The organism is Bacillota bacterium (genome assembly GCA_012837285.1).
GTDB lineage: Bacteria > Bacillota > DTU030 > DUMP01 > DUMP01 > DUNI01.
This window is the reverse complement of sequence record DURJ01000025.1, coordinates 1-24,261: the sequence shown is the minus strand read 5'-3', so window position 1 is coordinate 24,261 and position 24,261 is coordinate 1. Positions and strand designations below refer to the sequence as shown.

The following is a 24,261-nucleotide window of genomic DNA, read 5'->3' as shown; positions in this document are numbered from 1 at the left end:
GGTGGGGTGGTAAGGTGGACCTGGATAAAAAGTTGGATTTAGTGCCGGAACAGCCGGGCGTATATTTGATGAAAGACCGGCTGGATAATATTATCTACGTAGGTAAGGCGGTGAACCTGAAAAGCCGGGTGCGATCGTATTTTCGGAGCCACGATCATCCGCCCAAAGTCCGGGCCATGCTGAAGCAAGTTTGCGATTTTGAGTATATTGTTACTGGTTCCGAAATTGAGGCCCTGGCCTTGGAGTGCAACTTTATCAAGAGCCACCAGCCGCGCTACAATATCCTACTGCGGGACGATAAACAGTATCCTTATTTGAAGCTGACCCTTAACGAGAAATTTCCGCGCCTCTTGGTAACTCGACGCGTCAAGGGTGACGGAGCCCGTTATTTTGGTCCTTATACTGACGTGGGCGCCCTTAATGAGACCTTGCAGCTACTTAAGAAAGTGTTCCCACTCAGGACCTGTAGCAGCTACGATTTTGCTCGCCGACAGCGGCCCTGTCTCAATTTCCATATTGACCGCTGCTGGGGTCCGTGTCGGGGAACAGTCACACTGGAGCAGTACGGAGAATTGGTGCACGAACTGACGCTGTTTTTGGAGGGGCGACAAGACGTAATTTTGAAACGCCTGAAGAAGCGAATGGACGAAGCGGCTCAGGAACTTCGATTTGAAGATGCGGCCAAACTTCGGGATCAGGTTGCGGCGGTAGAGCGAGTACTGGAAAAGCAAACAGTAGTTTCTTTAGGCGGCGAAGACCAGGATGTGATCGGTTTAGCCCGAGGAGTTACCGAGGCTTGTGTGCAAGTATTTCAGGTGCGGGCCGGAAAGCTGTTAGGGCGCGAGACCTTTTTCCTTCAAGGTAGCGAGGGTTACGATCGGTCGCAGTTATTGGCGGCATTCTTGAAAGACTATTACTCTCGAGTTGCAGTTGTGCCAGTGCGGATTATTTTGGCCGAAGCAGCGGAAGAGCAGGAATTACTGTCCACCTATTTAAGCCGGCGGAGCGGACGCAAAGTCAGGCTTCATGTACCGCAGCGCGGGGCCAAAAAGACGCTGGCCGCCATGGCGGCGGAAAACGCGGTCTTGGCCTTGCGGGAAGCGGAAGAGCTTTGGGCCCAGCAGCTGGCACGGACCGAAGGAGCGTTGGCGGCACTCAAGGTAGCCTTAGATTTGCCGGCTCTACCGCAGCGAATCGAGGGCTTTGACATTTCAAACATTCAAGGGCAGGAAGCAGTGGGGTCCATGGTGGTATTTGCGGATGGAAAACCACTGAAATCAGATTATCGCCGCTTTCGTATCCGCACAGTATGGCAGGCCAACGATGTTGCCATGATGGCTGAGACGGTAAGGCGGCGGTACAGCGGTACCCTCAAAGACAAGCTGCCGGTACCGGATCTGATCTTGATTGACGGTGGCAAAGGCCAGCTGTCGGCTGCCCGGGCAGTGCTGGCGGAACTGGGCTTAGCTCAGGTACCGACTTTTGGTCTGGCAGAGGAGCAGGAGGAGCTGTACACAGAAGGATGTCTGGAGCCGATTCGGTTGCCCCGGGATTCAGTGGCACTGCAGCTGTTGCAGCGAGTACGCGACGAAGCTCATCGGTTCGCTTTGAGCTATCATCGGGCGCTGCATCACCATAATGCGCTCAAGTCAGAATTAGATGAAGTGCCGGGGATCGGTCCCCGGCGCAGACGGGCTCTGCTGTTGCATTTCGGTTCTTTGGAGAAGCTGCGCCAAGCATCAGTAGAGGATTTGCTGGCAGTGCCTGAGTTAACACGTCCGGTAGCCCAAGCCCTTTACAGCCACCTGCACGGCTGAGGAGGTCAGTTGCTATTTTTGGCTAAAGAAGCGGCGCAAGGCGTTAAATATCCCTTGCGCGACTTTTTGTTTGTAGTCGATATCTCGCAACAACCCCTCGTCAATGCGATGAGATATGCACCCTACTTGAACTACAGCTACCGGAGCCGGTATTTCCCTCAAGAGACGACAAGACGTGGGTCCCTCAGAGATGAAAGGTAACGGGAGCTTCAGTTGCAATTCTTGTTTCAAGACATTGACCAGGCGTTGGCTGGGAGCAGATGCCGGGACAGTTAAGACTCCGAAACCGGAACGTGGACAGGCCGGATGATAAAGAGTGGCCAGAGAGAGTACGGCATGACACGGATGACCGTTTCGGACAGCCGTGGGTGAAAGAGCAGGAAAAGTAGGTGAGAAAATACTAAAGTGGGGCTTAGCCTGAACGCCGGCTAACAAGTGGGCCAGCCTGCGGGCAATATCATAGGTAGGGACTTTTTCCGGTAGATTCGTGGGGCTGAAAACGTGGGGGCGAATCCAAGGATCCAGCAAAACAACTTTATCGGTAAACAAGGGGAACAGCGGTGCAGGATCAATATAGACGTTATACCGGCAAGGACCCCGCAAATCTTGGTCCAGCTGCCAAGGGCCGGGAAAATAGCGCTCGATGGTAATTATCACAGCGGTAGGTGCTTGCTCGCCTACAGTAACACTTTTGACCAGGCTATCGGTGACAGGGAACTCACCACTGGGCATATTTAAGGCTGCGGGGGTGAACGTAAATACAATGCTGGGGCCGTCTTCATCAACCGAAAAGGAGGGTTCACCCCAGAAGTCAATGCCGATAACGGAGCCGGCAGATAGGGTGGTATCGCCGGCCTGAGCATGATGGGTACGCAGATTTACCAATAGAGCCGGTAAAACCATGCTGTTCACCTCGTGGTGGTTGGTGTTTTCTGTCTCATACATAATTTATGCCTAAGGAAGAGTGGCAGACCTCCCCTGTAACCAAAATCCGCTGACCAACATAGCATGCCGAGAGGGGGAGGTGAAAATATGGCGGTCAAGATCCCTCTGCGTACGCACCTGATCACGGAAAACGATGATATAGTGACTGTGGTGGATCGTTATGCCGGCAATATTGCCCAGCCGGGAGATTTGGTGGCGGTGGCTGAAAGCGTGGTTGCCATTACCCAAGGGCGGTTTATCCGTCAGGAAGAGGTCAAGACGGGACTTTGGGCTCGTTTTCTTTGCCGCTTTCCTCAGCGTCACGGCAGTTTAACCTCTGCGGCAACGATGCAGTTGGCCATAAACGAAGCGGGTGCCGGCCGAGTGCTAGCAGCAGCTGCCGCCGGTGCTGTGGGCAGGGTGCTGAAAAAGCCAGGGTTGTTCTACCGGGTGGCTGGACCAGCAGTGGCTTTGATCGATGATGTGGCCGGAACCATGCCGCCGTATCACGTGTTTATTGTTCTGGGACCGAAGAAAGCGGATCAGGTGGCTCAAGCTATTGCTGACCGTCTCGGGGTAGATGCAGTGGTAATGGATGCTAATGATTTAGGTAAAGCAGATGTGGTGGGGGCTTCTTCCGGTGTACCCCGCCGCTACATCCCAATGTTGTTCGCTGATAACCCGGCCGGGAATTACGAACAGCAGACACCTTTAACGGTAATCAAAAACTACCGCACGGAACTAAGGGGGTGGGCCTGAATGCACGCTAGGCAGGTGCGTGCTCCGCTAGCAGAAGCATTAGAGGGCTATGTCAAGGATAAGATCGTACGGTTCCACATGCCCGGGCACAAGGGCAGCCACGGCATTTCTCCGTTAGCCGAACAGATTTTAGGGAAGAGGTTATATGAACTGGATATCACCGGGGTGGAAGGTATGGATGATCTATTACAGCCCACAGGCGTGATCAAAACAGCGGAAAGATTGCTGGCTGAGGCATTCGGTGCAGAGGAGAGCTTTTTTCTTATCAACGGTACCTCATCGGGACTGCAAGCTTTGATCTTGACCGTATGTAACAGCGGAGACAAAATCATAGTTCCGCGCAATATGCACAAATCCATGGTGGCCGGGGTCGTTCTCAGCGGAGCCAAGCCAGTGTTTTTATCACCGGAGGTGAACGAAGAATTTGGCATTGCTCTGGGCGTAACGGCAGACCAAATACAGGCGGCCTGGCAGGCTTATCCAGAGGCCAAGGCGGCACTGCTGATCAATCCAACTTATTACGGTACTACTTGCGACTTGGGTGCGTTGGCCACGATAGCTCACCGCTATCAGCGGCCTTTGCTGGTAGATGAAGCCCATGGTCCCCACTTCTATTTTCATCCGGGGCTGCCACCGGGGGCTCTAACTTTAGGTGCCGACGCTTGTGCTCAGGGCGCGCATAAAACGCTTTGCAGCCTGACTCAAAGTTCTTGGCTGCATATCCAAGGCCCGCGGCTGGACCGCGAGCGGTTGCAGACTACGTTAGCCATGCTGCTTTCCACCAGCGCTTCTTATCCGCTGTTGGCTTCGTTAGACTTGGCCCGTCAGCAAATGGTTATGGACGGACGGACGATATTGGAGTGCACCATCGAGTTGGCCGAAGAGTTGCGTCGAGGACTCAAGGTTGTCCCTGGGGTAGCTGTACTTGACCAGGAGCAGTTGGGCCATGAGGCGGCTTTGGAATTGGATCCCACTAAGGTTACAGTGAATGTGCGCCGGTTAGGGCTCACAGGACAACAAGTGGAGATTCTGTTGCGGCACAAACATGGTATTCAAGTGGAACTGTCTGATTTGTACAATGTATTGCTGATGGTGGGCCCCGGGAACACTAAAGACGATGTTACTGCCTTGATAACAGCTTTCCGAGACGTGGTAGCCCAGTCCCGGACCCAAAAGACCCAAGTTCGAGGCCTGATTGTACCCCCGCTACCTTATCAGGTCCTGACGCCCAGGGAAGCTTTCTTTGCTCCGGCCCAAAGCGTACCGCTGGCAGAGGCGGTGGGCTGCATCAGTACCGAGACGGTAACTTGTTATCCGCCGGGAATTCCGATCCTCTGTCCAGGGGAAGAAATAACGGCTGAAGTGGTAGATTACATTGCCCTAATGATCCGGGAAGGTTATCGGGTACAAGGACCGCGGGACGGGGGCTGGGCCCGGTTACGGGTGATTCAAAATTAATATGGAAAAATAAGGATGGAAGGATTCTCCTCGGATATGTTTTTTACTTCCCTGCGATACTAATTTCAGAGGAAATTTGACGATGAGGGAGGTGACAAGGTGAAAACAAAAAATCCGCTGAGGATCCTCTGTTTGTGCTTTGTTTTGTTGGTAGTTATAATGTTGGCCGGCTGCCGCGCTGCCCAGCGAAAGCCCTACTCCACCCGAACACCGGCGCCCATTACACCTTCCCCCATGGGGACAACGCCTAGGACCACGCCTGCTCCCATGACTCCCACCGGACCGCTGCCGACCAAGACTAAAGAAGTAGCAGACCTGCAGGATAAACTGGCCAAAGAAGCGGAAAAGGTTCCTGGCGTAAACAAGGCCTGGGTAGTTCTTTCCGGGGGAACGGCTCTAGTGGGAACGGAGCTCAAAAGCGATATTCCACGGGGAAGCCAAGGTGACGCCGCCGGGATAAAAAACGAAGTTATGATGCGGTTACGCAAGGCTGATACCCGCCTGACCGGGGTGGCTGTTACTACTGATGCCGGTACCGTGAGCAAATTGCGCAAAGTTGCCGAAGGAATGAGAGCCGGTAAGACGACTACTACTTTTACTCGGGATGTAAACGATTTAGTCACCAAACTAACACCAGGCATGAGATAGAGAAAACCCGGGGCTGGCCCCGGGTTTTAGTGTTAATCGGTGGGAACAATACGGATAAAATGTTGTTTACTAAGAAACCTGGTAAAGAAAGATCGAGAGCGGCTGTGGTGGGCCAACTAGGAGAAAAGCACATAAGGTGCTCTTTTCTTGCGTAAGGATGGGAAAGAAGAGGGGGGAGCTTCTTGTCCCTGAGTCGATCTGTCTGTTCATTGTTAGTGGCTGGATTGCTTTGCAAGTTCATCGGCCTATTTTACCGGGTGCCTCTAAGTTACTTACTAGGGGCCGAAGGGATCGGCCTCTATCAAATGGCATACCCTGTCTTTGCTGTAGCTGCTATTGTGGCTGCCGGCGGGCTGCCGTTGGCTATGGCTAAGCACATGGCCGAACATTTGGCTGTAGGCAAGAACGAGGCTGCCTGGCATCTATTTCAGGTGGGTCGGTTGCTGCTTTGGGCCCAAGGGTTAATGTTAGGCACTATCTTCTATCACTTAGCCCCCATATTGGCTACCAGAGTCTTGGGAGATCCGCGCTCGGAGTTGGCTTTGAAGGCCCTGGCTCCGGCTGTATTCTTGCTCTGTGTAGAAGGGAGCCTGCGGGGGTATTTTCAGGGGCGGCAACAGCACGTTGTGTTAGCTAAGGCCCAAGCGTTTGAACAGTTGTGCCGGGTAGGAACTATGCTGATCTTGGCTTTTCTCTTGCTTCCGTATGGCTTGGAATATGCGGCCGCCGGAGCCACCGCCGGTGCCGCCGGCGGAGCCCTGGGAGCTGTTATTTTGCTACAAGCCCACTTTAGGCCGGAGTTGGGTGCCGGCTCGCAGCCGAGGCTGGGAAACTGGTATAAGTCAGCTCAGTTGCTACAGCATTTTGCTGTACCGGTGATGCTGGGATCTTTTGTTATGCCGGTTATGCAGATGGTGGATGCCGCCATTGTGCCGTTAAGGCTCCAGGCAGGCGGCGTTTCCGTTCGTGAAGCCACGGCCCTGTTTGGGCAGCATGCCGGCATGGCCCTTTCCCTGGTGGGATTGCCTACCGTAGCCACCGCGGCGCTGGCAACGACTTTGGTTCCTGATTTAGCCGCTGCTTCGGCCCGGGGTGATAAAGTCATGGTAGCAGGTCGGGTGTCCCAAGCCTTAAAGCTGACGGTAACGTTAGCGACACCAGCAGCGGTAGGTTTGTTTGCTCTGGCCGAAGAGATTTGCCAAGTGCTATTCGGCACACCGGAGGCTGCCATTCCGCTGCGCTGGCTAGCCTTTGGCACGGTGGGGCTGTGCCTGATGGAGACCAACAGTGCTTTGCTCCATGCCTTGGATCAAGGCCGCTGGGCGGCGCTGGCCATTTTTGTCGGCGGGGTTGTCAATGCCAGTATCGACTATTACGTTTGTGCTCTACCGGCTTTTAACATTAGGGGTGCGGCTCTGGGCACCGGATTGGGCTTTACTGTCGCAGCCTTTTTGACTTTGGGTTCACTGCGAAAGTGTGTGCCTGGGTTTTGGAATCCAGGAATAATACTGTTTCCCCTGCTCGCTTCCCTGTTGATGGTTCCAGCCGTGCGGTGGGCCCTGGTTTTTGGCCTGGGTCAGGGGTGGCCGTTGGCAGGGGCACTCTTTTGGGCGGTGGGAATAGGGATAGTGTGTTACGGTTTGTTAGCATACAGCGTGGGCCTGTTTGAAGCCAGTGTTTTTCGGCTGCCGCCAGATAAATTTTTATGAGCAGGAAATAGATGCATGTTAGCGAAGTAATACTTTAACGTAATGACAAAAGGGGGAGTGCCTGCATGAGCTTTAAACCGAAATGGCGTGACGAACTTACTGATCAGTTGTGTTACGCGTTCCTGGCCCTTGAAACTTGGGAAGAATGCTGCCGGTTTTTAGAAGATGTGTGCACCATTGGCGAAATCCAGGCTTTAGCGCAACGGCTAGAGGCGGCACGAATGCTCAGAGCTGGCCATACTTACGATGTGATTACGGCGCGCACCGGTATGAGCACTGCTACCATAAGTAGGGTGAAGAAGTTTCTTCATTATGGGGCTGACGGGTACAAATTAGTCTTAGATCGCTTAGAACGGGAAGGTAAGTTGTTTTCACCCCAGTCACGGGAGCAGTAAGTATGAACGCCCTCTTAGCGGGCGTTTTTTCTGAGAGGAAAAAGCGGTCGAGACGTCGAATAGACATTGGGTTCGGGGTGGGAATACTTAGCAGTCAAGGTGGATGATGTGGATGCAGGATTTGTTGACGGGGCTGAACGATAGACAGCGACAGGCGGTGGAACACGGTGAGGGACCGCTGTTGATACTGGCGGGAGCCGGAAGCGGCAAGACCCGCGTCTTGACCCACCGTATCGCTTACTTACTGCAGAGGGGCGTTGGTCCCGGCGATATACTGGCTATTACCTTTACTAATAAGGCGGCTGCCGAAATGCGACAACGGGTGGCAAGTATGGTGGGCACCGCCGTTACTGACGGTATCTGGCTAGGGACTTTTCATGCCATATGTGGTCGCATGTTAAGAACGGAGATCGTTCGGGTGGGATACCAACCGAACTTTGTTATCTACGATGCCGCTGATCAACTGCGGCTGATTCGTTATGCGTTGAAAGAGCTGAACCTAGACGAAAAAGTGTACAACGCCCGCACGGTACAAGCCCTGGTTTCGCGCTCGAAAAATGAGCTGGTGAATCCGGATCAGGTGCAGGGCTATTGGTTGCAGGAAGGTTCAAGAGATTATAGCGGCTATTTTCTCGCTCAGGTGGCAGCTATTTATGCTTGGTACCAGCAGCGGTTAAAAGAGAACAATGCCTTGGATTTCGATGATCTCTTACGGCTCACGGTGGAAATATTGCAGACTTGGCCTGATGCCTTGGCCAAGTGGCAAGGTGAGTTTCGCCACATTTTGGTGGACGAGTATCAGGATACCAATAGGGTACAGTATGTGTTGGTACGGCTTTTGGCTGGGGTCCACCAAAACCTATTTGTGGTGGGGGACGACAGCCAGTCCATCTATGGCTTTCGCGGAGCCGACATCCGCAATATTTTGGAATTTGAGCGTGATTTTCCCCAGGCCCAGGTGATTAAACTGGAACAGAACTACCGTTCTACCCAAACGATTCTGGACGCAGCCAATTATTTGGTTGCCCATAACAGCCGGCAAAAGGAAAAGCGGCTGTGGACCAGCAACGGTCAAGGCGACCGACTGCGCTTGTTCGAAGCTGTCAGCGGCGAGGAAGAAGCTTTGTTTGTAGCGCGTGAGTTGCTGCATCTACTGGACCGGGGATTTAGCCTGAAAGATTGTGCTGTTTTGTACCGTACCAACGCTCAATCAAGATTACTGGAAGAGGCAATGCTGTACACTGGTTTAGCCTACCGAATGGTGGGGGGCGTACGCTTCTATGAACGAATGGAGATCAAGGATACGCTGGCCTATCTACGGTTACTGCAGAACTCGCACGATACCCTGAGCTTGGAGCGGGTAATCAATATTCCTCGGCGCGGAGTAGGCCCGAGGACGCTTCAGCGCATTATCGGTTTCGCTCAAGAACAAGGGATGGACTTCTTGACGGCCTGCTCCAGGGCAGAGGACATACCGGGAATCCAACAGAAAACGGCCCGGGAACTGGTGTGGTTTGCTCAAACCTTACAGCAGCTACAAGAATTGGCGGCGGAGCTGTCACTGACAGAACTTATTTCTCGCGTATGGGCTGAAACCGGTTATCGTCCGCAGTTGGAAGCGGAGGCGACGATAGAAGCCCAGGGGCGGTTGGAAAACTTGGATGAGTTTTTGGCCCTGGCGGCGGATTTTGTCCAGACTAGTAGCGAGGATAAGTCTTTGGCTGCTTTTCTGGCGGCGGTGTCGTTATATACCGACCAGGATTCTTATGATGCCGGGGCCGAGGCGGCAACTCTCATGACTTTACACAGTGCTAAGGGCCTGGAGTTTCCAGTGGTGTTTTTGGTGGGCTTGGAAGAAGGGCTGTTTCCCCATAACCGATCGCTGGAGACGGAAGAAGGGCTGGAAGAGGAGCGACGACTTTGTTATGTGGGTCTTACCCGGGCCAAGAAGCGGCTATATCTAACCTATGCTCGGCGCCGGTACCTGTACGGCAGTGAGCAATATTGTCTGCCGTCGCGGTTCCTAGACGAGATACCGGCTCAGTTCATGCTTCGGGTGGACGGTCCGGGACAAGAGGAGAGTGGGAAAATCATCCCTTTCCCGCGCCCGCAACTCAGAGTCCAAGCAGCCGATGAGGCGGTAATACCCACGTGGTGTCCCGGTGATCGTCTGGAACATCCAAAGTTTGGCCTGGGTACAGTGGTATCGATGCGGGGTACCAGCCCGGACATAATAATTACCGTTGCTTTTCCGGCGGTGGGTATCAAGGATCTGGCGCTTAGATACGCCCCCATCAAGAAGGTCTAGATTAGGTGCATAACTGGGAAGTGGGGCCGGCGCTTGTGCTGAGCCCGGAGTGGGATATAATACTAATAGCAGAAAGTCCGGGAGGAGGTGCGCCATGGCCGACCAGGTAGCGGCCAGAATTGAAGAGCTGCGCCGCCAGTTGGAATATCATAATTGGCGCTACTATGTTCTAGATGATCCGGTGATTACTGACGGTGAATACGACCGGATGTTGCGGGAGCTTCAGTCTTTGGAGGCGGCACACCCGGAGTATTATGCCGCTGACTCGCCCACCCAACGGGTGGGCGGGGCGGTGCGGTCGGATTTTGGTACGGTATTACATAGGGTACCGCTGTTTAGTTTGGCTAATGCTTTCAGTGCCGACGAGCTGTTGGATTTCGACCGGCGAGTGCGGGAACTCACTGGGCTCGGAGAAGTGGAATATGTGGTGGAACTCAAAATAGACGGTCTGGCAGTTTCTTTGACTTATGAAGAGGGGCGGTTTACCCAAGGAGCTACGCGAGGCGATGGGGTAACCGGAGAAGATATCACCGGCAACCTACGCACTGTCCGGTCTTTACCGTTACGGTTACGACAAGAAAAACAGACAGCTCCGACTCTGCTAGAAGTACGCGGAGAAGTCTTTATGCCCAAGGAGGCTTTTGTTGAGCTGAATGGCAGGCGCGAAGAAGCGGGAGAGCCTGTGTTTGCCAACCCACGTAACGCCGCTGCTGGATCGCTGAGGCAGCTGGATACCAAAGTGACGGCCAGCCGGGCTCTGGATATTTTTGTTTATGGGATCGGAGCCGCTGGAGGGGCAGCAATTTCCACCCACTGGGAATGGCTGCTGGCACTCAAAGGCTGGGGGTTTAAGGTGAATCCTCACATTAAGCTGGTCCGGGGCATTACCCCGGCGGTGGAATACTGTTTGGCCTGGCAAGAAGAGCGGCAGGAACTGCCCTATCCCATTGACGGCTTGGTAATTAAGGTCAATGACTTGAAGCTGCAGCAAGGGTTGGGGAGCACTGCCAAAAGCCCGCGCTGGGCGGTGGCATATAAGTTTCCGGCTGAGCAGGCGGAGACTACGCTAGGGGAAATTGTGGTGACAGTGGGTCGCACCGGGGTTCTTACCCCCACAGCCCTGTTCGATCCCCCGGTCCAATTGGCCGGGACGGTAGTAAGCCGGGCTGTGTTGCACAACGAGGATATCATTCGAGCCCGGGATATCCGGATCGGCGATGTGGTCCGAGTAGAAAAGGCCGGCGATATTATTCCGGAAGTGGTAGGTTCGGTACCGGAGCGACGCACCGGACAAGAACAACTGTTTGTGATGCCGACATCATGCCCGGCTTGTGGAGCCGAGGTGGTGAAACTGCCGGGAGAAGTTGCTTGGCGCTGTCCTAACGTCTCCTGTCCGGCTCGGTTAAGAGAGAGCTTGCTGCATTTTGGATCCCGCGGGGCTATGGATATCGACGGCCTGGGTCCGGCCATTATCGACCAACTGCTAGAAAACGGGCTGGTAAGAAACGTGGCCGATTTATACGATCTAAGCGAATCGGATTTGATCCAGCTACCGCGCATGGGGACAAAATCGGCGGCTAATCTAATCGCCGCTATTGCTAAGAGTAAAAACCGAAGTCTAGACCGAGTGCTATTTGCTTTGGGTATCCGTTATGTGGGAGCCACAGCGGCGAAAACGTTAGCTGAGCATTTTGATGATATGTGGGCCCTGCTGGCGGCCAAGAGGGAAGAATTGCTGACCGTTGCCGGCATCGGTGACAAGGTAGCAACCAGCATTCAAGATTGTTTTCGGGAAGAGCGCAATCTATCCACGGTGAAGCGGCTGGCAGAAGCTGGGGTGAATATGGCAAGAGTCCGACCACGAGCGGCTGCCAGCGGGAATTTGTCCGGAAAGACCTTTGTCCTGACGGGGACTTTGGGCTCTCTTAATAGGTCTCAGGCCCAAACGGCCATTGAAGAAAGAGGTGGTAAGGTAACAGGTAGCGTCAGTCGCCAGACTGATTTTGTAGTGGTAGGTGAAAATCCGGGTTCGAAGCTGGAGCGGGCGCAAGCCTTAGGGATAAATCTATTGACAGAAGAAGAGTTTCTACAGTTGTTAGCTGAACAGCAGAGAGGATGGTGACTGATAATGAAAATAACCGAAGCTGAGGTGGAAAGGATTGCCCACTTTGCCCAACTGGAAGTTACCCCAGAAGAGATAGGCAAACTGGCTCAGCAGCTGAGCGATATCTTGGCCTTTGCCCGCCAGCTCAAGGAGGTGGACACAGAGGGTGTCACGCCCACTGTATCGGTTTTAGATTTAATCAATGTATGGCGTGAAGATGAAGTGCTGCCGTGGTTGGACCAGAAACAAGCTTTAGCTCAGGCCAAAGATGTACAGGATGGCTGTTTTAGGGTACCTCGCATTATGGAAGAAGAGTAGTAGGGGGGTTGTTACCAGTGGAACTATGGGATCTTACTGGGCACAGATTAAGACGCCTGCTGGACAAAGGTGAGATCAGTGCGGTTGAAATTGTGGAATCTGTACTGAATCGAATACAAGCAACAGAACCGGCAGTGCATGCTTTTGTTACCACCACGGGTGAACAGGCCCTGGCAAGGGCCAAACAAGTGGATGCCGCCCGGGCCCAAGGGGAAAAAACAGGGCTCCTGGCCGGCATACCCATGGCTCTGAAAGACAACATCTGCACCGGCGGTCTTAGGACCACCTGCTCCTCACGGATGTTGGCCGACTTTGTGCCGCCGTATGACGCCACTGTGGCTCAGCGTCTACAAGCCGCCGGCGCCATCTTAGTGGGTAAGACCAATATGGATGAATTTGCCATGGGGTCGTCGACAGAGACTTCGGCCTTTTTCCCGACCCATAATCCGTGGGACCTGGACCGTGTACCCGGTGGTTCCAGCGGCGGGTCGGCGGTAGCGGTGGCGGCAGGGCAAGCCGTGTTTGCCTTGGGTTCTGATACGGGCGGATCTATTCGCCAGCCGGCGGCTTTCTGTTCGGTGGTAGGGTTTAAACCCAGCTACGGACGGGTATCCCGCTTTGGCGTGGTGGCTTTTGGTTCGTCTTTAGATCAGGTGGGTTGCTTCACCAAGGATATAACCGACTGCGCTTTGGTTTTGAACACTATTGCCGGCCAGGACGAATTTGATGCCACCACGGTGCCTGAACCAGTGCCGGACTACACCCAGTTTATAGGTCGAGAGATCAAGGGAATTCGAGTGGGGCTGCCGCGTGAGTATTTCGAACGAGGTATCGATCCGGCAGTGAAAGATGTGACTCTGAAGGCGGCTGGTGTTTTAGAGGATTTGGGAGCAGTGGTGGAGGAGACCTCACTTCCTCATGTGAAGTACGCGCCGGCGGTGTACTATTTGATCGCTCCGGCTGAGGCCTCTTCTAATTTGGGCCGCTTTGACGGGGTGCGCTATGGCTTTAGGGTTGAGGCGCCGGATATTGATTCTTTGTATAAAAAGACGCGCAGCCAAGGTTTCGGGGCTGAAGTCCGCCGACGCATTATGATAGGTACCTATGTCTTAAGTGCTAATAACTATAAGGACATTTACGTGAAGGCGCAACGGGTGCGCACGTTGATTATCCGTGATTTTCAACAGGCTTTTTCCTGCTATGACCTGTTGCTCACTCCAACATCGCCGGTGCCCCCGTTTAAGTTGGGTGAAAAGGTAGATGATCCGCTCCAGATGTATCTGATGGACATTTGTACCATTCCGGTCAACTTAGCCGGTCTGCCTGCTGTTTCCATACCAAGCGGCTTTAGTAACGGTTTACCGGTGGGGATGCAGTTAATTGGAAAGCCTTGGGCTGAGGGCACGTTGCTTCAGGTTGCTTCGTCCTTTGAGCAAGCCACTGATTACTCCCAACAACGTCCACAGCTTACAGTAAGGGGTGAACAGCGTGAGTAACCAAGAGCTGGAGACAGTCATTGGCCTGGAAGTGCATGTGGAGTTGTCCACCAACAGCAAGGCGTTTTGCCGGTGCAGCACTGTGTTTGGGGCACCGCCCAACACACAAGTTTGTCCTGTCTGCCTCGGTCTGCCAGGTGGTCTGCCGGTACTGAACAAGAAGGCGTTAGAGTATGCCGTTTTGGCCGGATTAGCTCTGAACTGCCAAATTGAACCGTCATGCCGGTTTGATCGGAAGAACTACTTCTATCCCGATTTGCCTAATGCTTTTCAGATTTCGCAGGCCGACCAACCGGTGGCCAGAAATGGGTATATCGATCTTGTTGTCAAAGGGCAAGAGCGAAGAATCCGGATAAACAGGGTACACTTGGAGGAAGACGCCGGCAAACTGGTACATAGCGGAGATGATATCGCTGCAGCCGCTACCAGCTTGGTAGATCTTAATCGAGCCGGAGTGCCTCTGATTGAGATTGTGAGCGAGCCCGATATTAGATCACCGGAGGAAGCCCGGCTCTATCTGACCAAGTTAAAGACTGTTCTCCAGTACATCGATGTTTCTGACTGCAAGATGGAAGAAGGGTCGCTGCGTTGTGATGCCAATCTGTCAGTGCGGCCACGGGGCAGCAGTGTGTACGGTACCAAGACCGAGATTAAGAATATGAATTCTTTCCGTGCTGTCTTTCGAGGCCTATCGTTTGAAGAAGAACGTCAAAAGGAAGCAATAGTAGCCGGTCAGGAGATCATACAGGAAACCCGGCACTGGGATGAGGCCCGGGGTGTAACTGTAGGTATGCGTACCAAGGAAGAGGCTAATGATTACCGTTATTTTCCGGACCCTAACTTACCGCCGGTAGTGATCGACCGCCAGTGGGTAGAAGAGTCAAAAGCCAGTTTGCCGGAATTGCCAGATGCTAGATTTGACCGCTTGGTAACAGAACATAATTTGCCGACCTATGATGCTGAGGTCTTAACAGCGTCCCGCTCGGTGGCCGATTTTTTCGATGACTGCATACGCCTGTATCCGGATGCGAAGGCTGTTAGCAATTGGATCATGAGTGAGGTGCTGCGCCTGCTTAATATCGAGGGCAAGGAGATCCAGGACACACCGCTCACACCGGAACATGTGGCCAAGGTGTTACAGTTGATACATGACGGTACCATCAGCGGCCGGATAGCCAAGGATGTCTTCGAGGAGACCTTCCACAGCGGCCGTGACCCGGAAGCGATAGTGAAAGAACGTGGTTTGGTTCAGATCTCTGACACTGATGAGCTCAGCCGTCTGGTGGCCGAGGTGGTGGCGGCCAATCCCAAGGTAGTGGAGGATTACCGCAACGGCAAAGACAAAGCTCTCGGCTATTTAGTCGGTCAAGTGATGAAGGCCACCCGCGGGAAAGCTAACCCGCAGATGGTAAACAAGCTGCTGCGCGAAAAGCTGTAACCAGATTAGCGCATAGCTCTCCTCCGGTCGGGGAAAATCTAAGGCCGGAGGAGATTTTTTATGACGCAAGAGAATCCGGTACCGCCGGCGGCACTAAGCGGTGGGCAACGGTTGCGCCTCAAGCAAATACTTAATGATATTATCGACCAGTTGAGTGATCAATTGACTCAGATCGAGCAGACGCTAACCCAAGGAATTCCCGATTTAGCGGTTGGTTTGAGCAGCGCGCGCAATATGCGCGAGCTGGAAGCGGTGCTAAGGGAGTTGCTGGTGCGACAGGGCGGTGAGAGAAAGGATGTACTTCAAGAAGCATTGACTGCAGCCGCAGCTATGTCGTGGCAGGAAGAGCGGTCTTGGGCTCAAGCCCGTGAGCGGGCGTTGGAACAGGGCGTAGCTAGTCTATTGCAGGCGGCTTGGCTGGGAACAGCTCTAAAGAGACAAGCCTTACTGACCGAGGGACTTATGGCCGCCAAAGTCTTAGTGGATAGCGGGGAGGGCAAGGTAAGTGAAGGGTATAACTAAGTTTTTGCACTTGCATGTATCGGATCTGTGGTTGGTTCTCAGAGCGGCTGTACTTTATGCCCTGTCGCTGATAGCTATTCGGTTGGTAGGCAAGCGGACTATCGGGCAGCTTTCTCCTTTTGATCTGCTGGCGATTGTGATCCTGGGTGCAGCGGTGGCTATTCCTATGGAGGATGAAAAGCTTCCCTTTACCCACGGTCTTATACCTATTGTGATGATTACTCTGATCAGCTGGCTAATTTCGAAAGTAATTCTGCGCAGTCGGCGGATTGAGAATGTCTTGCAGGGGAAGCCATGTGTATTGATTGAGAACGGTGAAGTTATAGTGAAGAACATGAAACAGGAGAGAATTTCCATGACCGACCTAGCCATAATGCTGCGGGAGAAGGACGTAAACAATATTCAAGATGTTCAGGAAGCTGTGTTGGAACCAAATGGGCTGCTTAGTGTAATCCTGAAGCCGGAATGCCAGCCTCTGCGGCCCAAGGACATCGGGATCAGTACGGCTGAAGGAGTACATCCCACGGTATTGGTGATGAACGGCGAGGTGGTTTATGATAATCTGGATCGGATTCGGTTAGGTCTGCCGCAGCTCATGCGGGAGCTGGCCGAACAGGGCATCCGGAGGGTAGAAGAAATAAAAGCAGCCACCCTGGATGAAACAGGGAAGCTGTCGGTTGAGCTGCAAGAGGGGGGCGAACGCTAATGGATGACGATCAAAAGAAAGAGGGGGCCGGGCAGGCTGGGCCGAGTTCAGACGGCAAAGTCGATTGCTCTGCTATTGAGCAGGAGCTGGGTACCAGCTTAGGTCCTTTGCTGGATGCTTTTTCCTTGGGCTTGAGCGACCAGGATGCGGCCGAATTAGCCGAAGTAAGTGAACATGATGTACAGGAGCTAAGAGCCAAACTAGGCCAAGTGGGAAGTTCGCTAGGGCTAAGTTTTAAGAAACCGATCTGCCAACAGAAAAAAGATCAGCCGGAGTAAACCTCTGGACTGTCTTCATAAGCCAGGAATCTATTGCATTAGAAGCTGGTCAAGGGTTGTTTTTAGATCAGCGGTCATTTGTTCAATGTTGGTGTAGGTTTGGCTGTCCAGCATAGCTCCTTGGACTTGAGCTAGAGCGGCAACGGCTTGTTGTAATCCTTGGGTGATTTGGTTATCGGTTTCACGGATTTGTTGGCGCAGTTGGCCTTCCACTTGTTCTATTTGAGTTTGATAGGATTGTACAGTGGGGAGAGTAAGATCGCTGTTGGCCAGCCCAGACTTAATTTCGGTTAGAACTTGCATAATCTGATCCAACCGTTGCCGATCTAATTTGGCGCTGGAGGCTTGGCTCAGGGTAGTTTGGTTATTTTGGTCAGCTTGTAGTTGCTGTTGGTGAACAGTGTCCAGTAGTTGATTAACCAGATTGACCAGGTAGCTCTGTTGTTGATTCATGGTCTGCAGCTCCTTCTGGTGGTAGTTTAAATTATCAGTGCCCGACAGTGATCGGAATTATCCACTGCTCCGGTTCTTGCTAATTGATAAGTGAACACAGTGTGGGTGCAGGTCTGAGTGAGCAGGAAACGGAGGGTCTAAGAACGAATAGATCCAAAAAGAGATAGGGGGCGATGCGGTCATGCTCTTATGGGAACAGAGCGGCAGAGTTAATACTGAAGCAACGGTAACGGCGGCTGTAACCAGGGCCAAAGAATTAGGGATTAAGCAAGTGGTAGTGGCCTCCAATACAGGGGCTACGGCCCGTAAGTTTCTAGATTCAGGCTTAGACATAGTGTGCGTGACTCATCAGGTGGGATTTCGCGAGCCGGGCGGCGATGAAATGCCGGCAGACGCAAGGCACGAACTGCAGGCAGCAGGAATAAAGGTGTTGACCACCACCCATCTGTTTCGGGGAGTGAATCGGGGAATCGTGCTGGCTCACGGTGGTTACGATCCTGGAATGGTGGTGTCTGATACTCTGCGATTATTCGGGCAAGGTACCAAAGTAGCGGTGGAAGTGGCCGTTATGGCCCTGGATGCCGGTTTGATTTCTCATGGCCACGATGTTGTTGCGGTGGGCGGCTCCAGCCGAGGGGCCGACACGGCTTTGGTGCTGCGTCCGGCCCATTCAGGCCAGTTCCTGCAAACGAAGATCCGCGAGATTATCTGTAAACCGAGGGAATGGGAGAGGTAAGAGTGAATAGGCCGCCACTGGCTAAAGGTGATTTGGTGCAACTAACCGTAGAAGATTTAGCGTCCAATGCAGAAGGAGTAGGGCGATTCAAAGGCTTCACAGTGTTTGTCCCTGGCGCCTTACCTCAAGAGACAGTTACAGCCCAGGTGATTTCGGTGCAAAAGCACTACGCCCGGGCGTTGCCCGAAGGGATTGTGCGTACGTCTCCACACCGATCGAATAGCAGCTGCCCCACCTATGACCGCTGCGGCGGCTGTCAATTGCAGCACTTAGATTATTCTGAGCAGCTGCAGTTTAAGCAACAGGTGGTAGAGCGGGCCCTTATCCATATCGGCAAGATGGACCGAGTACAGGTATTGCCCACCTTGGGAATGGACAGACCGTGGGCGTATAGGAATAAAGCCTCGTTTCCGTTGGCGGAAAAAGACGGCTTGGTGTCAGCAGGGTTGTTTGCGCCGCGGAGCCACCAAGTAATAGAGACGAAAGAGTGTTTGCTGCTGCATCCGAAGATAAATGTTGTCCTGCGGCAGTTTGTCTCAGCCGTCAATCAACTAAAAATCTCGGCGTACAATGAGACCAGCGGCAGCGGTCTTCTACGCCATTTGCTGGTTCGAGTAGCAGTGACTACAGGAGAGATTATGACGGTTGTGGTGACCACCGGTGCTGACAGGCCCCGGCTAACCCGGTTAGCCGAGAGGCTGGTCACCGACGTGCCCGAACTTACCAGCTTACTATTAAACATCAATGCCAAGCGAACCAACGTTATCTTGGGACCTAAATGGCAACTTCTCCATGGCAGACCTACAATCACCGACTATTTAGGTCCTTACCGATTTCATATTTCCGGGGGATCGTTCTTTCAGGTCAATCCCTTTCAAACTGTTCGCTTGTACGAACAAGTCCGGACCTATGCCGGGCTCACGGGGAAAGAAGTAGTTGTTGATGCTTACTGTGGTATTGGCACTATTTCTTTGTTCTTGGCCGAACAGGCAAAAGCCATTCATGGTATAGAAGTGATACCGGCAGCAATAGACGATGCCAGACGCAATGCCCGGGAGAACGGCATTGATAACGCTCGTTTTAAGGTGGGAGAGGTGGAAAAAGTACTACCGGAGCTAAGAGCGCAAGGTATTCAGCCTGAGGTAGTGGTGCTCGATCCGCCGCGCCAGGGCTGCCGTCCGGAAGTCCTGGCGGCGCTGGCTTCGGCTCGGCCGGAACGAATTGTCTATGTATCCTGTAATCCGGCTACCTTAGCGCGTGACCTGAGGGGCTTGACCGATGAAGGCTACCTAGTTCATAAAGTGCAGCCGGTGGACATGTTTCCCCAGACATATCACGTTGAAACGGTTGTCTTGCTTTCCAAGGGTGAGATCGACTCGAAAAAGGTTCGGGTTGAGTTCTCTTTGGAAGATATGGATATGTCTGATTTTCAAGATAAGGCAACCTACACGCAGATTAAAGACTATGTGTTGGAGCATAGCGGACTAAAGGTATCTAACCTGTATATCTCTCAAATCAAAAGAAAGTGCGGGTTGGAGGTCGGAAAGAACTACAATCTGCCGAAAGCGGAGGATTCCAGACAGCCCCAGTGTCCGTCCGAGAAAGAGAACGCAATCCGAGAAGCAATGAAATATTTTGGGATGATTTAATCCCGTATTTTGGAGGTTCTTATGGATAAGGTGATTTCTTGTGAGTTCAATATGGACACCGCTTGTGTCGAGCTGAAATATGCAGACGGCAGTATGATTTCTATAGACTGCACCGCCGTGGAGAACGAGGTTGCAGACAATATGTATCAGCGGTCAGAACTGGACTGGCTGATTTACAACGATCCGGCAGCCTATGCGGATTTGATCCTCAACGGCGATACGGAAACCTACTTGAAAACTGTAACAGAATATAAACCTTTGGATTGATTGCCAAAGATAAAGCAAGCCGCCTGTGCGGGCATGAGAAATGCTCGTACAGGCGTTTTTTTGTAGTGGATGTTGGCATAGAATTAGATTTCTAATCACTTGACCGAATCGGTTATCGGTGCTATACTGTGAATAACCGAATCGGTCACTTGAAAGGAGAAATTAAATGGACAAATTTTTTGCACTAAGCGAGGAAAAGCAAATTACCATCATCAATGCGGCACTCCAGTGCTTTGGTAAGTTTGGATATGATAAGGCTTCTGTCAACGATATTGCTGTAACGGCGCATATTTCAAAGGCATCCGTATTTCAGTACTTTGGCAGCAAAAAACAACTGTATACCTACCTGTTGGAATATTGTATGAAAATCATTATGCCTTCGTTTGACCAAACGATACTTGATTCAGAAACCGATCTGTTTAACCGCATTCTGGTTTCCAGCAAGATGAAAATGGCTGCAATGAAAACACACCCGTTTATTACTCAATTTATGGCAAGTGTTTGGGAAGAGGCTTCTCCTGAAGTCAATGACCTACTTGCTTCATTAAAGATGGAAGCAGGGAATTTCAGAAATGAAATGGTTTTACGAGAGGATGATTCCTTAAAGTTCAAAAATCCCGAAGATGCTCAACCTGTTTACAATATGCTTTTAGTGATGGCGGAGGGGTATGCAGCCCGTTATCGTAACGCAGCCGTTTTTGATTTTGAAACAGTTATGAATGAATTTGAAAAAACCATTTCAATTCTAAAAAACAATTTCTATAAGGAGGAATATTTAAAATGAGTGAATACGCTATTGTCTTGAACCAACTGACCAAGCACTATGGGAAACACAGAGGTATCAGCAACCTCAATCTCACAGTTAATCAGGGCGAGTTCTTTGGCTTCATTGGCCCAAACGGTGCGGGTAAGTCCACCACCATCCGCACTCTGATGGGTCTGATCCGTCCCAGCGGTGGCAACGCTTCTATTTTCGGTTTAGACTGCCAGAGTCAGGCAAGTGTCATTGCCAGAGATGTGGGCTACCTCCCCAGCGAGAACAGCTATTATGAAAACATGAAGGTGCGGGAACTACTGCAATACACCGCCGACCTGTACGCCATGAACTGTGAAACGAAAATGTATGAGCTTTCCGAACGGCTCAATTTGGATTTGTCCCGGAAGATTGCAGACCTGTCTCTGGGCAACAAGAAAAAGGTGGGCATCGTGTCTGCCATTATGACTTCCCCTAAGCTGCTGATTATGGATGAACCTACCAGCGGCTTAGACCCGCTGATCCAGCAGGCATTCTATGATATTCTGAAGGAGGAGAACAACCGGGGCACCACAATTTTCTTCTCCTCCCATGTACTCAGCGAGGTACAGAAGCTGTGTGACCGGGTGGCAATCTTAAAAGAGGGTAAGCTCATGAGCATCCAGTCTATCAGAGAGCTACGGGAAAGCGGTTATAAAAAGGTCAGCCTTACCACCAAAACACCGATTTCCAGTGATTTCTGGGAGCTGCCTGGTATTGCGAATTTCTCTGAGACCCCGGACAAGACCTCTGTTTCCTTTATGTATAACGGCAATATCACAGCAATCATTGATAAACTTCACCTGCTGCATTTGGACGATGTGCTTTTGGAAGAGCCCTCTTTGGAGGAAATCTTCATGCACTACTATGAGTAAGGAGGTGTCAGGTATGGTCATTTTGAAATATGAACTGAAACGGCATCGAACCTATATCCTGGGCTGGACCATCGCCTTGGCTGTGTGTATCTTTTTGATGACACCGACTTATTACAGCTTCCTGGATGTTGCCTCCGTGGAACTCTTTGAAACCATGGGCACCACGGACTTTTACAGGAGTGTCGGCGTATCGATGGAATACTTGACTTCCCCGTTGGGCATTTATGGGTTTCTGACCAGCTTTTTCATGATTGCCTCCGGCGTTTTCGGAATGCACTTCGGCATTTCCGTTCACACCAGAGAATGTACGGAAGGAACTTCGGAATACCTGTTTACAAAGCCCTTTCCTCGGAAAACAATCTATTGGGCAAAGGCATTGACTGTATTGATCGGAGTGGTGGTCGTAGGTGCTGCGTATCTGCTGGCTTCTTTTTTGGCCATGGCAATGTTTCGTTCCGGAACTCCATGGGGAGAGTTTTTTCTGATTGCTCTGTCCCTCACCCTTGTTACGCTGTTCTTTGCTGCAATGGGTCTGATGGTGGGAATTTTGTTTCCCCGCAACCGTAGCCCACTGCTGACCGCCGGATTAGTCGTGTTTGTGGAGTATTGCATAACCAGCTTCTCCAACATCATCAGTAACCGGGCTATCAGTTTCCTGTCCCCATACTCCTTCTTTGGAGCTGCAAAAATTTCCGAAACTGGCTTCTATGATATGACCTATCTTGGCTGGGGCGTGCTGCTGGTTACCCTGTTTTTGGTGCTGTCTTACGGTGTCTTTCTGAAAAAAGACATTCAGTTTCGTTCATAAGGGGGTGCAAACATGAAAACATTGATTAAAAATGAGTTCCGCCAAACCAGAAGGCTCTTGTTGATCTGGTTAGGGATCATGCTGCTTCTGTGCGGTTTCTGCTATTTTGAGCTTCTGTCTCTACAGGACAGTCTGAATGAAATGGCAACGATGGTCAGCCAATTTCCGAGATTGATCATGATTATGTTTGGGGTCAAAGGCGATTTAACCACATCCCTTGGCTGGTATGTGTGCATCTATTTCTGGGAAGGATTGCTGGCGTTCCCTTATGCCATGTCTCTGGGGTTGTCCTGTGTGGCGAAGGAAAAGAAGTTCGGAACCTCGGAATACCTGTTCACAAAGCCTGTGGAACGGAAAACCATTGTACTGGCGAAGGTGATCGTTTCGGCGGTAAATCTGCTGGTGTTTGCCCTGTTCAGCGGTTTATGTAATTATTTTACAATCGTTCTTCCTTTGGGCGGTCTGGAACAGCCGGGAGCAGTGCTCACCACAACCATGGGAATGTTCTTTACCCAGTTCCTCTTTTTCGCTCTGGGGCTGCTGTTTGCCAGCCTGTTTATGTCCTATAAGGCTGCGGTGAGGACAGGTACGATTTCCATGCTGGCTGCCTATGCTCTGGCCTTTACAGCCGAATACACAGAAAATCAAATTTTGGATTACCTGACCCCTCTGCGCTACTACGATGTGTATGAGGTGGCACTGCACGGATTCCGACTTTCCTTTATCGTTTTGACATTCGCTGTTGTGGGTGCTTGTATCGTTGCTGCATTGAATCAGTGGAAGCGGCGTGAATTGTAAGCCTATGTTCAAATCTTCAGTATAACTGTCTCAAGTCTACATAAAAAAGCAATTCCTGTTTTCATGGGGGAATTGCTTTTTTACATGAAGATTGTATAATGAAAACAGTAGACAAAGATATATGGAGGAAATCATGATGTTACGACCAAAAGAAGTAGTATGCAAATGGGTAGATGCCTTTAATGGCCACGATGTAGATGCAATCGTGAGCCTGTACCATGATAATGCAACCAACCATCAGGTGACCAATGAGCCTGTGATCGGGATAGACGCAATCAGAGAAATGTTTACAGCAGAATTTGCCACTGCCGATATGACAGCCATTGTAGAGAATATTTTTGAAGATGGACAATGGGCAATTTTGGAGTGGAAAGACCCGCTGGGACTGCGGGGATGCGGCTTCTTCCATGTTGTAAATGGTAAAATTCTGTTCCAGAGAGGATATTGGGATAAACTGTCTTTTTTGAAGCAGCATAATTTGCCTATTGAATATTGATTGAATGCTGCCGGTGAAAAACCGCTGCTACATGGAACCAACCATGCGGCAGCGGCTTTTTTTATTTTCGAGTTTTTTCTTCTTATGGCTGGTAAACTTTACTCGCCTTTATTCATACATCTCAAACGCAAACATGGTTTCTTTTGGCAATCTATCATTTTCGCAATTCAGCAGATACCGGATCACCCGTTTTGCAAAAACATTGGAAATCATGGTATCCCAGTCGGCAAGCCGGACAATCGACCCTGTGCCGTTTTCAAAATCGAATAAAATTTCTCCCCATTCGCCATCGCAGTCTGCCTGATATTCGTAGACTGCGGTGGCAATTTTCTTTTTTCGTTTGGTTTTGGACTTCTGTTTCAGCCGGACTGCATGGATACCGCCGTTTTCTACCAACAGCAGTGTCAGATGTTCCGCTGCTTTCCGGTAGGCTCGTTCCGCACCGCTGGCGGAGCTGCCCTCAAACATGACAGCCAATTCTTCAAAGGTAGGGCGGTTTTTCCATG

25 protein-coding genes are annotated in these 24,261 nt (G+C 51.6%); 22 read left to right on the top strand and 3 right to left on the bottom strand.

What is annotated here, in order from left to right:
* Nucleotides 1–14: 14 nt before the first annotated feature.
* Complete coding sequence (gene uvrC, locus GX016_01505) at nt 15–1,817, top strand: excinuclease ABC subunit UvrC (GenBank protein HHT70239.1); 1,803 nt, start codon at nt 15–17, stop codon at nt 1,815–1,817.
* Between the two features lie 12 nt (nt 1,818–1,829).
* Here the strand turns inward: uvrC and GX016_01500 are convergent, their stop codons facing one another.
* Nucleotides 1,830–2,720, bottom strand: coding sequence for an N-acetylmuramoyl-L-alanine amidase (locus tag GX016_01500; protein HHT70238.1), 891 nt, complete (start codon nt 2,718–2,720; stop codon nt 1,830–1,832).
* A 129-nt stretch (nt 2,721–2,849) separates the two neighbouring features.
* On the opposite strand from GX016_01500, the gene GX016_01495 reads away from it, so the two are divergent.
* The 13 genes from GX016_01495 to GX016_01435 all read left to right on the top strand — a co-directional run bounded on the left by GX016_01495 (nt 2,850) and on the right by GX016_01435 (nt 16,880).
* Nucleotides 2,850–3,500, top strand: a complete 651-nt coding sequence (locus GX016_01495) for a F420-0:Gamma-glutamyl ligase (protein ID HHT70237.1) — start codon at nt 2,850–2,852, stop codon at nt 3,498–3,500.
* Nucleotides 3,501–4,958, top strand: coding sequence for an aminotransferase class I/II-fold pyridoxal phosphate-dependent enzyme (locus GX016_01490; protein HHT70236.1), 1,458 nt, complete (start codon nt 3,501–3,503; stop codon nt 4,956–4,958). It begins immediately after the preceding gene.
* Nucleotides 4,959–5,057: 99 nt separating this feature from the next.
* Nucleotides 5,058–5,606, top strand: coding sequence for a YhcN/YlaJ family sporulation lipoprotein (locus GX016_01485; protein ID HHT70235.1), 549 nt, complete (start codon nt 5,058–5,060; stop codon nt 5,604–5,606).
* A 182-nt stretch (nt 5,607–5,788) separates the two neighbouring features.
* Nucleotides 5,789–7,315: a polysaccharide biosynthesis protein gene (locus tag GX016_01480; protein HHT70234.1), complete on the top strand. Its 1,527-nt coding sequence runs from the start codon at nt 5,789–5,791 to the stop codon at nt 7,313–7,315.
* A gap of 65 nt (nt 7,316–7,380) precedes the next feature.
* Complete coding sequence (locus GX016_01475; GenBank protein HHT70233.1) at nt 7,381–7,710, top strand: hypothetical protein; 330 nt, start codon at nt 7,381–7,383, stop codon at nt 7,708–7,710.
* Nucleotides 7,711–7,816: 106 nt separating this feature from the next.
* Nucleotides 7,817–10,018 carry a UvrD-helicase domain-containing protein gene (locus GX016_01470; protein ID HHT70232.1) on the top strand — a complete coding sequence of 734 codons (2,202 nt, stop codon included), beginning with the start codon at nt 7,817–7,819 and terminating at the stop codon, nt 10,016–10,018.
* A gap of 94 nt (nt 10,019–10,112) precedes the next feature.
* Nucleotides 10,113–12,140: an NAD-dependent DNA ligase LigA gene (gene ligA / locus GX016_01465; GenBank protein ID HHT70231.1), complete on the top strand. Its 2,028-nt coding sequence runs from the start codon at nt 10,113–10,115 to the stop codon at nt 12,138–12,140.
* A gap of 3 nt (nt 12,141–12,143) precedes the next feature.
* Complete coding sequence (gene gatC / locus GX016_01460; GenBank protein ID HHT70230.1) at nt 12,144–12,440, top strand: Asp-tRNA(Asn)/Glu-tRNA(Gln) amidotransferase subunit GatC; 297 nt, start codon at nt 12,144–12,146, stop codon at nt 12,438–12,440.
* Nucleotides 12,441–12,457: 17 nt separating this feature from the next.
* A complete protein-coding gene (gene gatA / locus GX016_01455; protein ID HHT70229.1) occupies nt 12,458–13,936 on the top strand; it encodes an Asp-tRNA(Asn)/Glu-tRNA(Gln) amidotransferase subunit GatA in 1,479 nt (492 codons plus the stop codon).
* Entirely contained in the window at nt 13,929–15,374 is a 1,446-nt protein-coding gene (gatB, locus tag GX016_01450; GenBank protein ID HHT70228.1) for an Asp-tRNA(Asn)/Glu-tRNA(Gln) amidotransferase subunit GatB, read from the top strand. Before gatA ends, gatB begins: the two co-directional genes overlap by 8 nt.
* 60 nt (nt 15,375–15,434) lie before the next feature.
* A complete protein-coding gene (locus GX016_01445) occupies nt 15,435–15,896 on the top strand; it encodes a hypothetical protein (GenBank protein HHT70227.1) in 462 nt (153 codons plus the stop codon).
* Nucleotides 15,880–16,602 carry a DUF421 domain-containing protein gene (locus GX016_01440; protein HHT70226.1) on the top strand — a complete coding sequence of 241 codons (723 nt, stop codon included), beginning with the start codon at nt 15,880–15,882 and terminating at the stop codon, nt 16,600–16,602. Before GX016_01445 ends, GX016_01440 begins: the two co-directional genes overlap by 17 nt.
* Entirely contained in the window at nt 16,602–16,880 is a 279-nt protein-coding gene (locus GX016_01435) for a hypothetical protein (GenBank protein ID HHT70225.1), read from the top strand. Before GX016_01440 ends, GX016_01435 begins: the two co-directional genes overlap by 1 nt.
* Nucleotides 16,881–16,910: 30 nt before the next feature.
* Here the strand turns inward: GX016_01435 and GX016_01430 are convergent, their stop codons facing one another.
* Nucleotides 16,911–17,333, bottom strand: coding sequence for a hypothetical protein (locus tag GX016_01430; GenBank protein HHT70224.1), 423 nt, complete (start codon nt 17,331–17,333; stop codon nt 16,911–16,913).
* Nucleotides 17,334–17,514: 181 nt separating this feature from the next.
* Here GX016_01430 and GX016_01425 point away from each other — a divergent pair, with 181 nt between their 5' ends.
* The 8 genes from GX016_01425 to GX016_01390 all read left to right on the top strand — a co-directional run bounded on the left by GX016_01425 (nt 17,515) and on the right by GX016_01390 (nt 23,755).
* A complete protein-coding gene (locus GX016_01425) occupies nt 17,515–18,069 on the top strand; it encodes a hypothetical protein (protein HHT70223.1) in 555 nt (184 codons plus the stop codon).
* A gap of 2 nt (nt 18,070–18,071) precedes the next feature.
* On the top strand, nt 18,072–19,718 hold the full coding sequence (rlmD, locus tag GX016_01420; protein HHT70222.1) for a 23S rRNA (uracil(1939)-C(5))-methyltransferase RlmD: 1,647 nt from the start codon (nt 18,072–18,074) through the stop codon (nt 19,716–19,718).
* Nucleotides 19,719–19,739: 21 nt separating this feature from the next.
* Nucleotides 19,740–19,985: a hypothetical protein gene (locus tag GX016_01415; protein ID HHT70221.1), complete on the top strand. Its 246-nt coding sequence runs from the start codon at nt 19,740–19,742 to the stop codon at nt 19,983–19,985.
* A gap of 166 nt (nt 19,986–20,151) precedes the next feature.
* On the top strand, nt 20,152–20,769 hold the full coding sequence (locus GX016_01410; protein ID HHT70220.1) for a TetR/AcrR family transcriptional regulator: 618 nt from the start codon (nt 20,152–20,154) through the stop codon (nt 20,767–20,769).
* Complete coding sequence (locus GX016_01405) at nt 20,766–21,653, top strand: ABC transporter ATP-binding protein (GenBank protein ID HHT70219.1); 888 nt, start codon at nt 20,766–20,768, stop codon at nt 21,651–21,653. Before GX016_01410 ends, GX016_01405 begins: the two co-directional genes overlap by 4 nt.
* A 13-nt stretch (nt 21,654–21,666) precedes the next feature.
* Complete coding sequence (locus GX016_01400; GenBank protein HHT70218.1) at nt 21,667–22,461, top strand: ABC transporter permease subunit; 795 nt, start codon at nt 21,667–21,669, stop codon at nt 22,459–22,461.
* 12 nt (nt 22,462–22,473) lie between these two features.
* Entirely contained in the window at nt 22,474–23,259 is a 786-nt protein-coding gene (locus GX016_01395) for an ABC transporter permease subunit (GenBank protein ID HHT70217.1), read from the top strand.
* Between the two features lie 136 nt (nt 23,260–23,395).
* On the top strand, nt 23,396–23,755 hold the full coding sequence (locus GX016_01390; GenBank protein HHT70216.1) for a nuclear transport factor 2 family protein: 360 nt from the start codon (nt 23,396–23,398) through the stop codon (nt 23,753–23,755).
* A gap of 108 nt (nt 23,756–23,863) precedes the next feature.
* Here the strand turns inward: GX016_01390 and GX016_01385 are convergent.
* On the bottom strand, nt 23,864–24,261 hold a 398-nt coding region (locus tag GX016_01385; protein ID HHT70215.1), incomplete at its 5' end, for a hypothetical protein.

Coding starts and splice junctions, on each gene's coding strand:
- GX016_01475 (HHT70233.1), top strand. CDS start 7,381: ATGAGCTTTAAACCGAAATGGCGTGACGAACTTACTGATCAGTTGTGT.
- GX016_01435 (HHT70225.1), top strand. CDS start 16,602: ATGGATGACGATCAAAAGAAAGAGGGGGCCGGGCAGGCTGGGCCGAGT.
- GX016_01470 (HHT70232.1), top strand. CDS start 7,817: ATGTGGATGCAGGATTTGTTGACGGGGCTGAACGATAGACAGCGACAG.
- GX016_01425 (HHT70223.1), top strand. CDS start 17,515: ATGCTCTTATGGGAACAGAGCGGCAGAGTTAATACTGAAGCAACGGTA.
- GX016_01495 (HHT70237.1), top strand. CDS start 2,850: ATGGCGGTCAAGATCCCTCTGCGTACGCACCTGATCACGGAAAACGAT.
- GX016_01400 (HHT70218.1), top strand. CDS start 21,667: ATGGTCATTTTGAAATATGAACTGAAACGGCATCGAACCTATATCCTG.
- GX016_01395 (HHT70217.1), top strand. CDS start 22,474: ATGAAAACATTGATTAAAAATGAGTTCCGCCAAACCAGAAGGCTCTTG.
- GX016_01390 (HHT70216.1), top strand. CDS start 23,396: ATGTTACGACCAAAAGAAGTAGTATGCAAATGGGTAGATGCCTTTAAT.
- ligA (HHT70231.1), top strand. CDS start 10,113: ATGGCCGACCAGGTAGCGGCCAGAATTGAAGAGCTGCGCCGCCAGTTG.
- GX016_01445 (HHT70227.1), top strand. CDS start 15,435: ATGACGCAAGAGAATCCGGTACCGCCGGCGGCACTAAGCGGTGGGCAA.
- GX016_01415 (HHT70221.1), top strand. CDS start 19,740: ATGGATAAGGTGATTTCTTGTGAGTTCAATATGGACACCGCTTGTGTC.
- GX016_01405 (HHT70219.1), top strand. CDS start 20,766: ATGAGTGAATACGCTATTGTCTTGAACCAACTGACCAAGCACTATGGG.
- GX016_01410 (HHT70220.1), top strand. CDS start 20,152: ATGGACAAATTTTTTGCACTAAGCGAGGAAAAGCAAATTACCATCATC.
- GX016_01430 (HHT70224.1), bottom strand. CDS start 17,333: ATGAATCAACAACAGAGCTACCTGGTCAATCTGGTTAATCAACTACTG.
- GX016_01490 (HHT70236.1), top strand. CDS start 3,501: ATGCACGCTAGGCAGGTGCGTGCTCCGCTAGCAGAAGCATTAGAGGGC.
- GX016_01500 (HHT70238.1), bottom strand. CDS start 2,720: ATGGTTTTACCGGCTCTATTGGTAAATCTGCGTACCCATCATGCTCAG.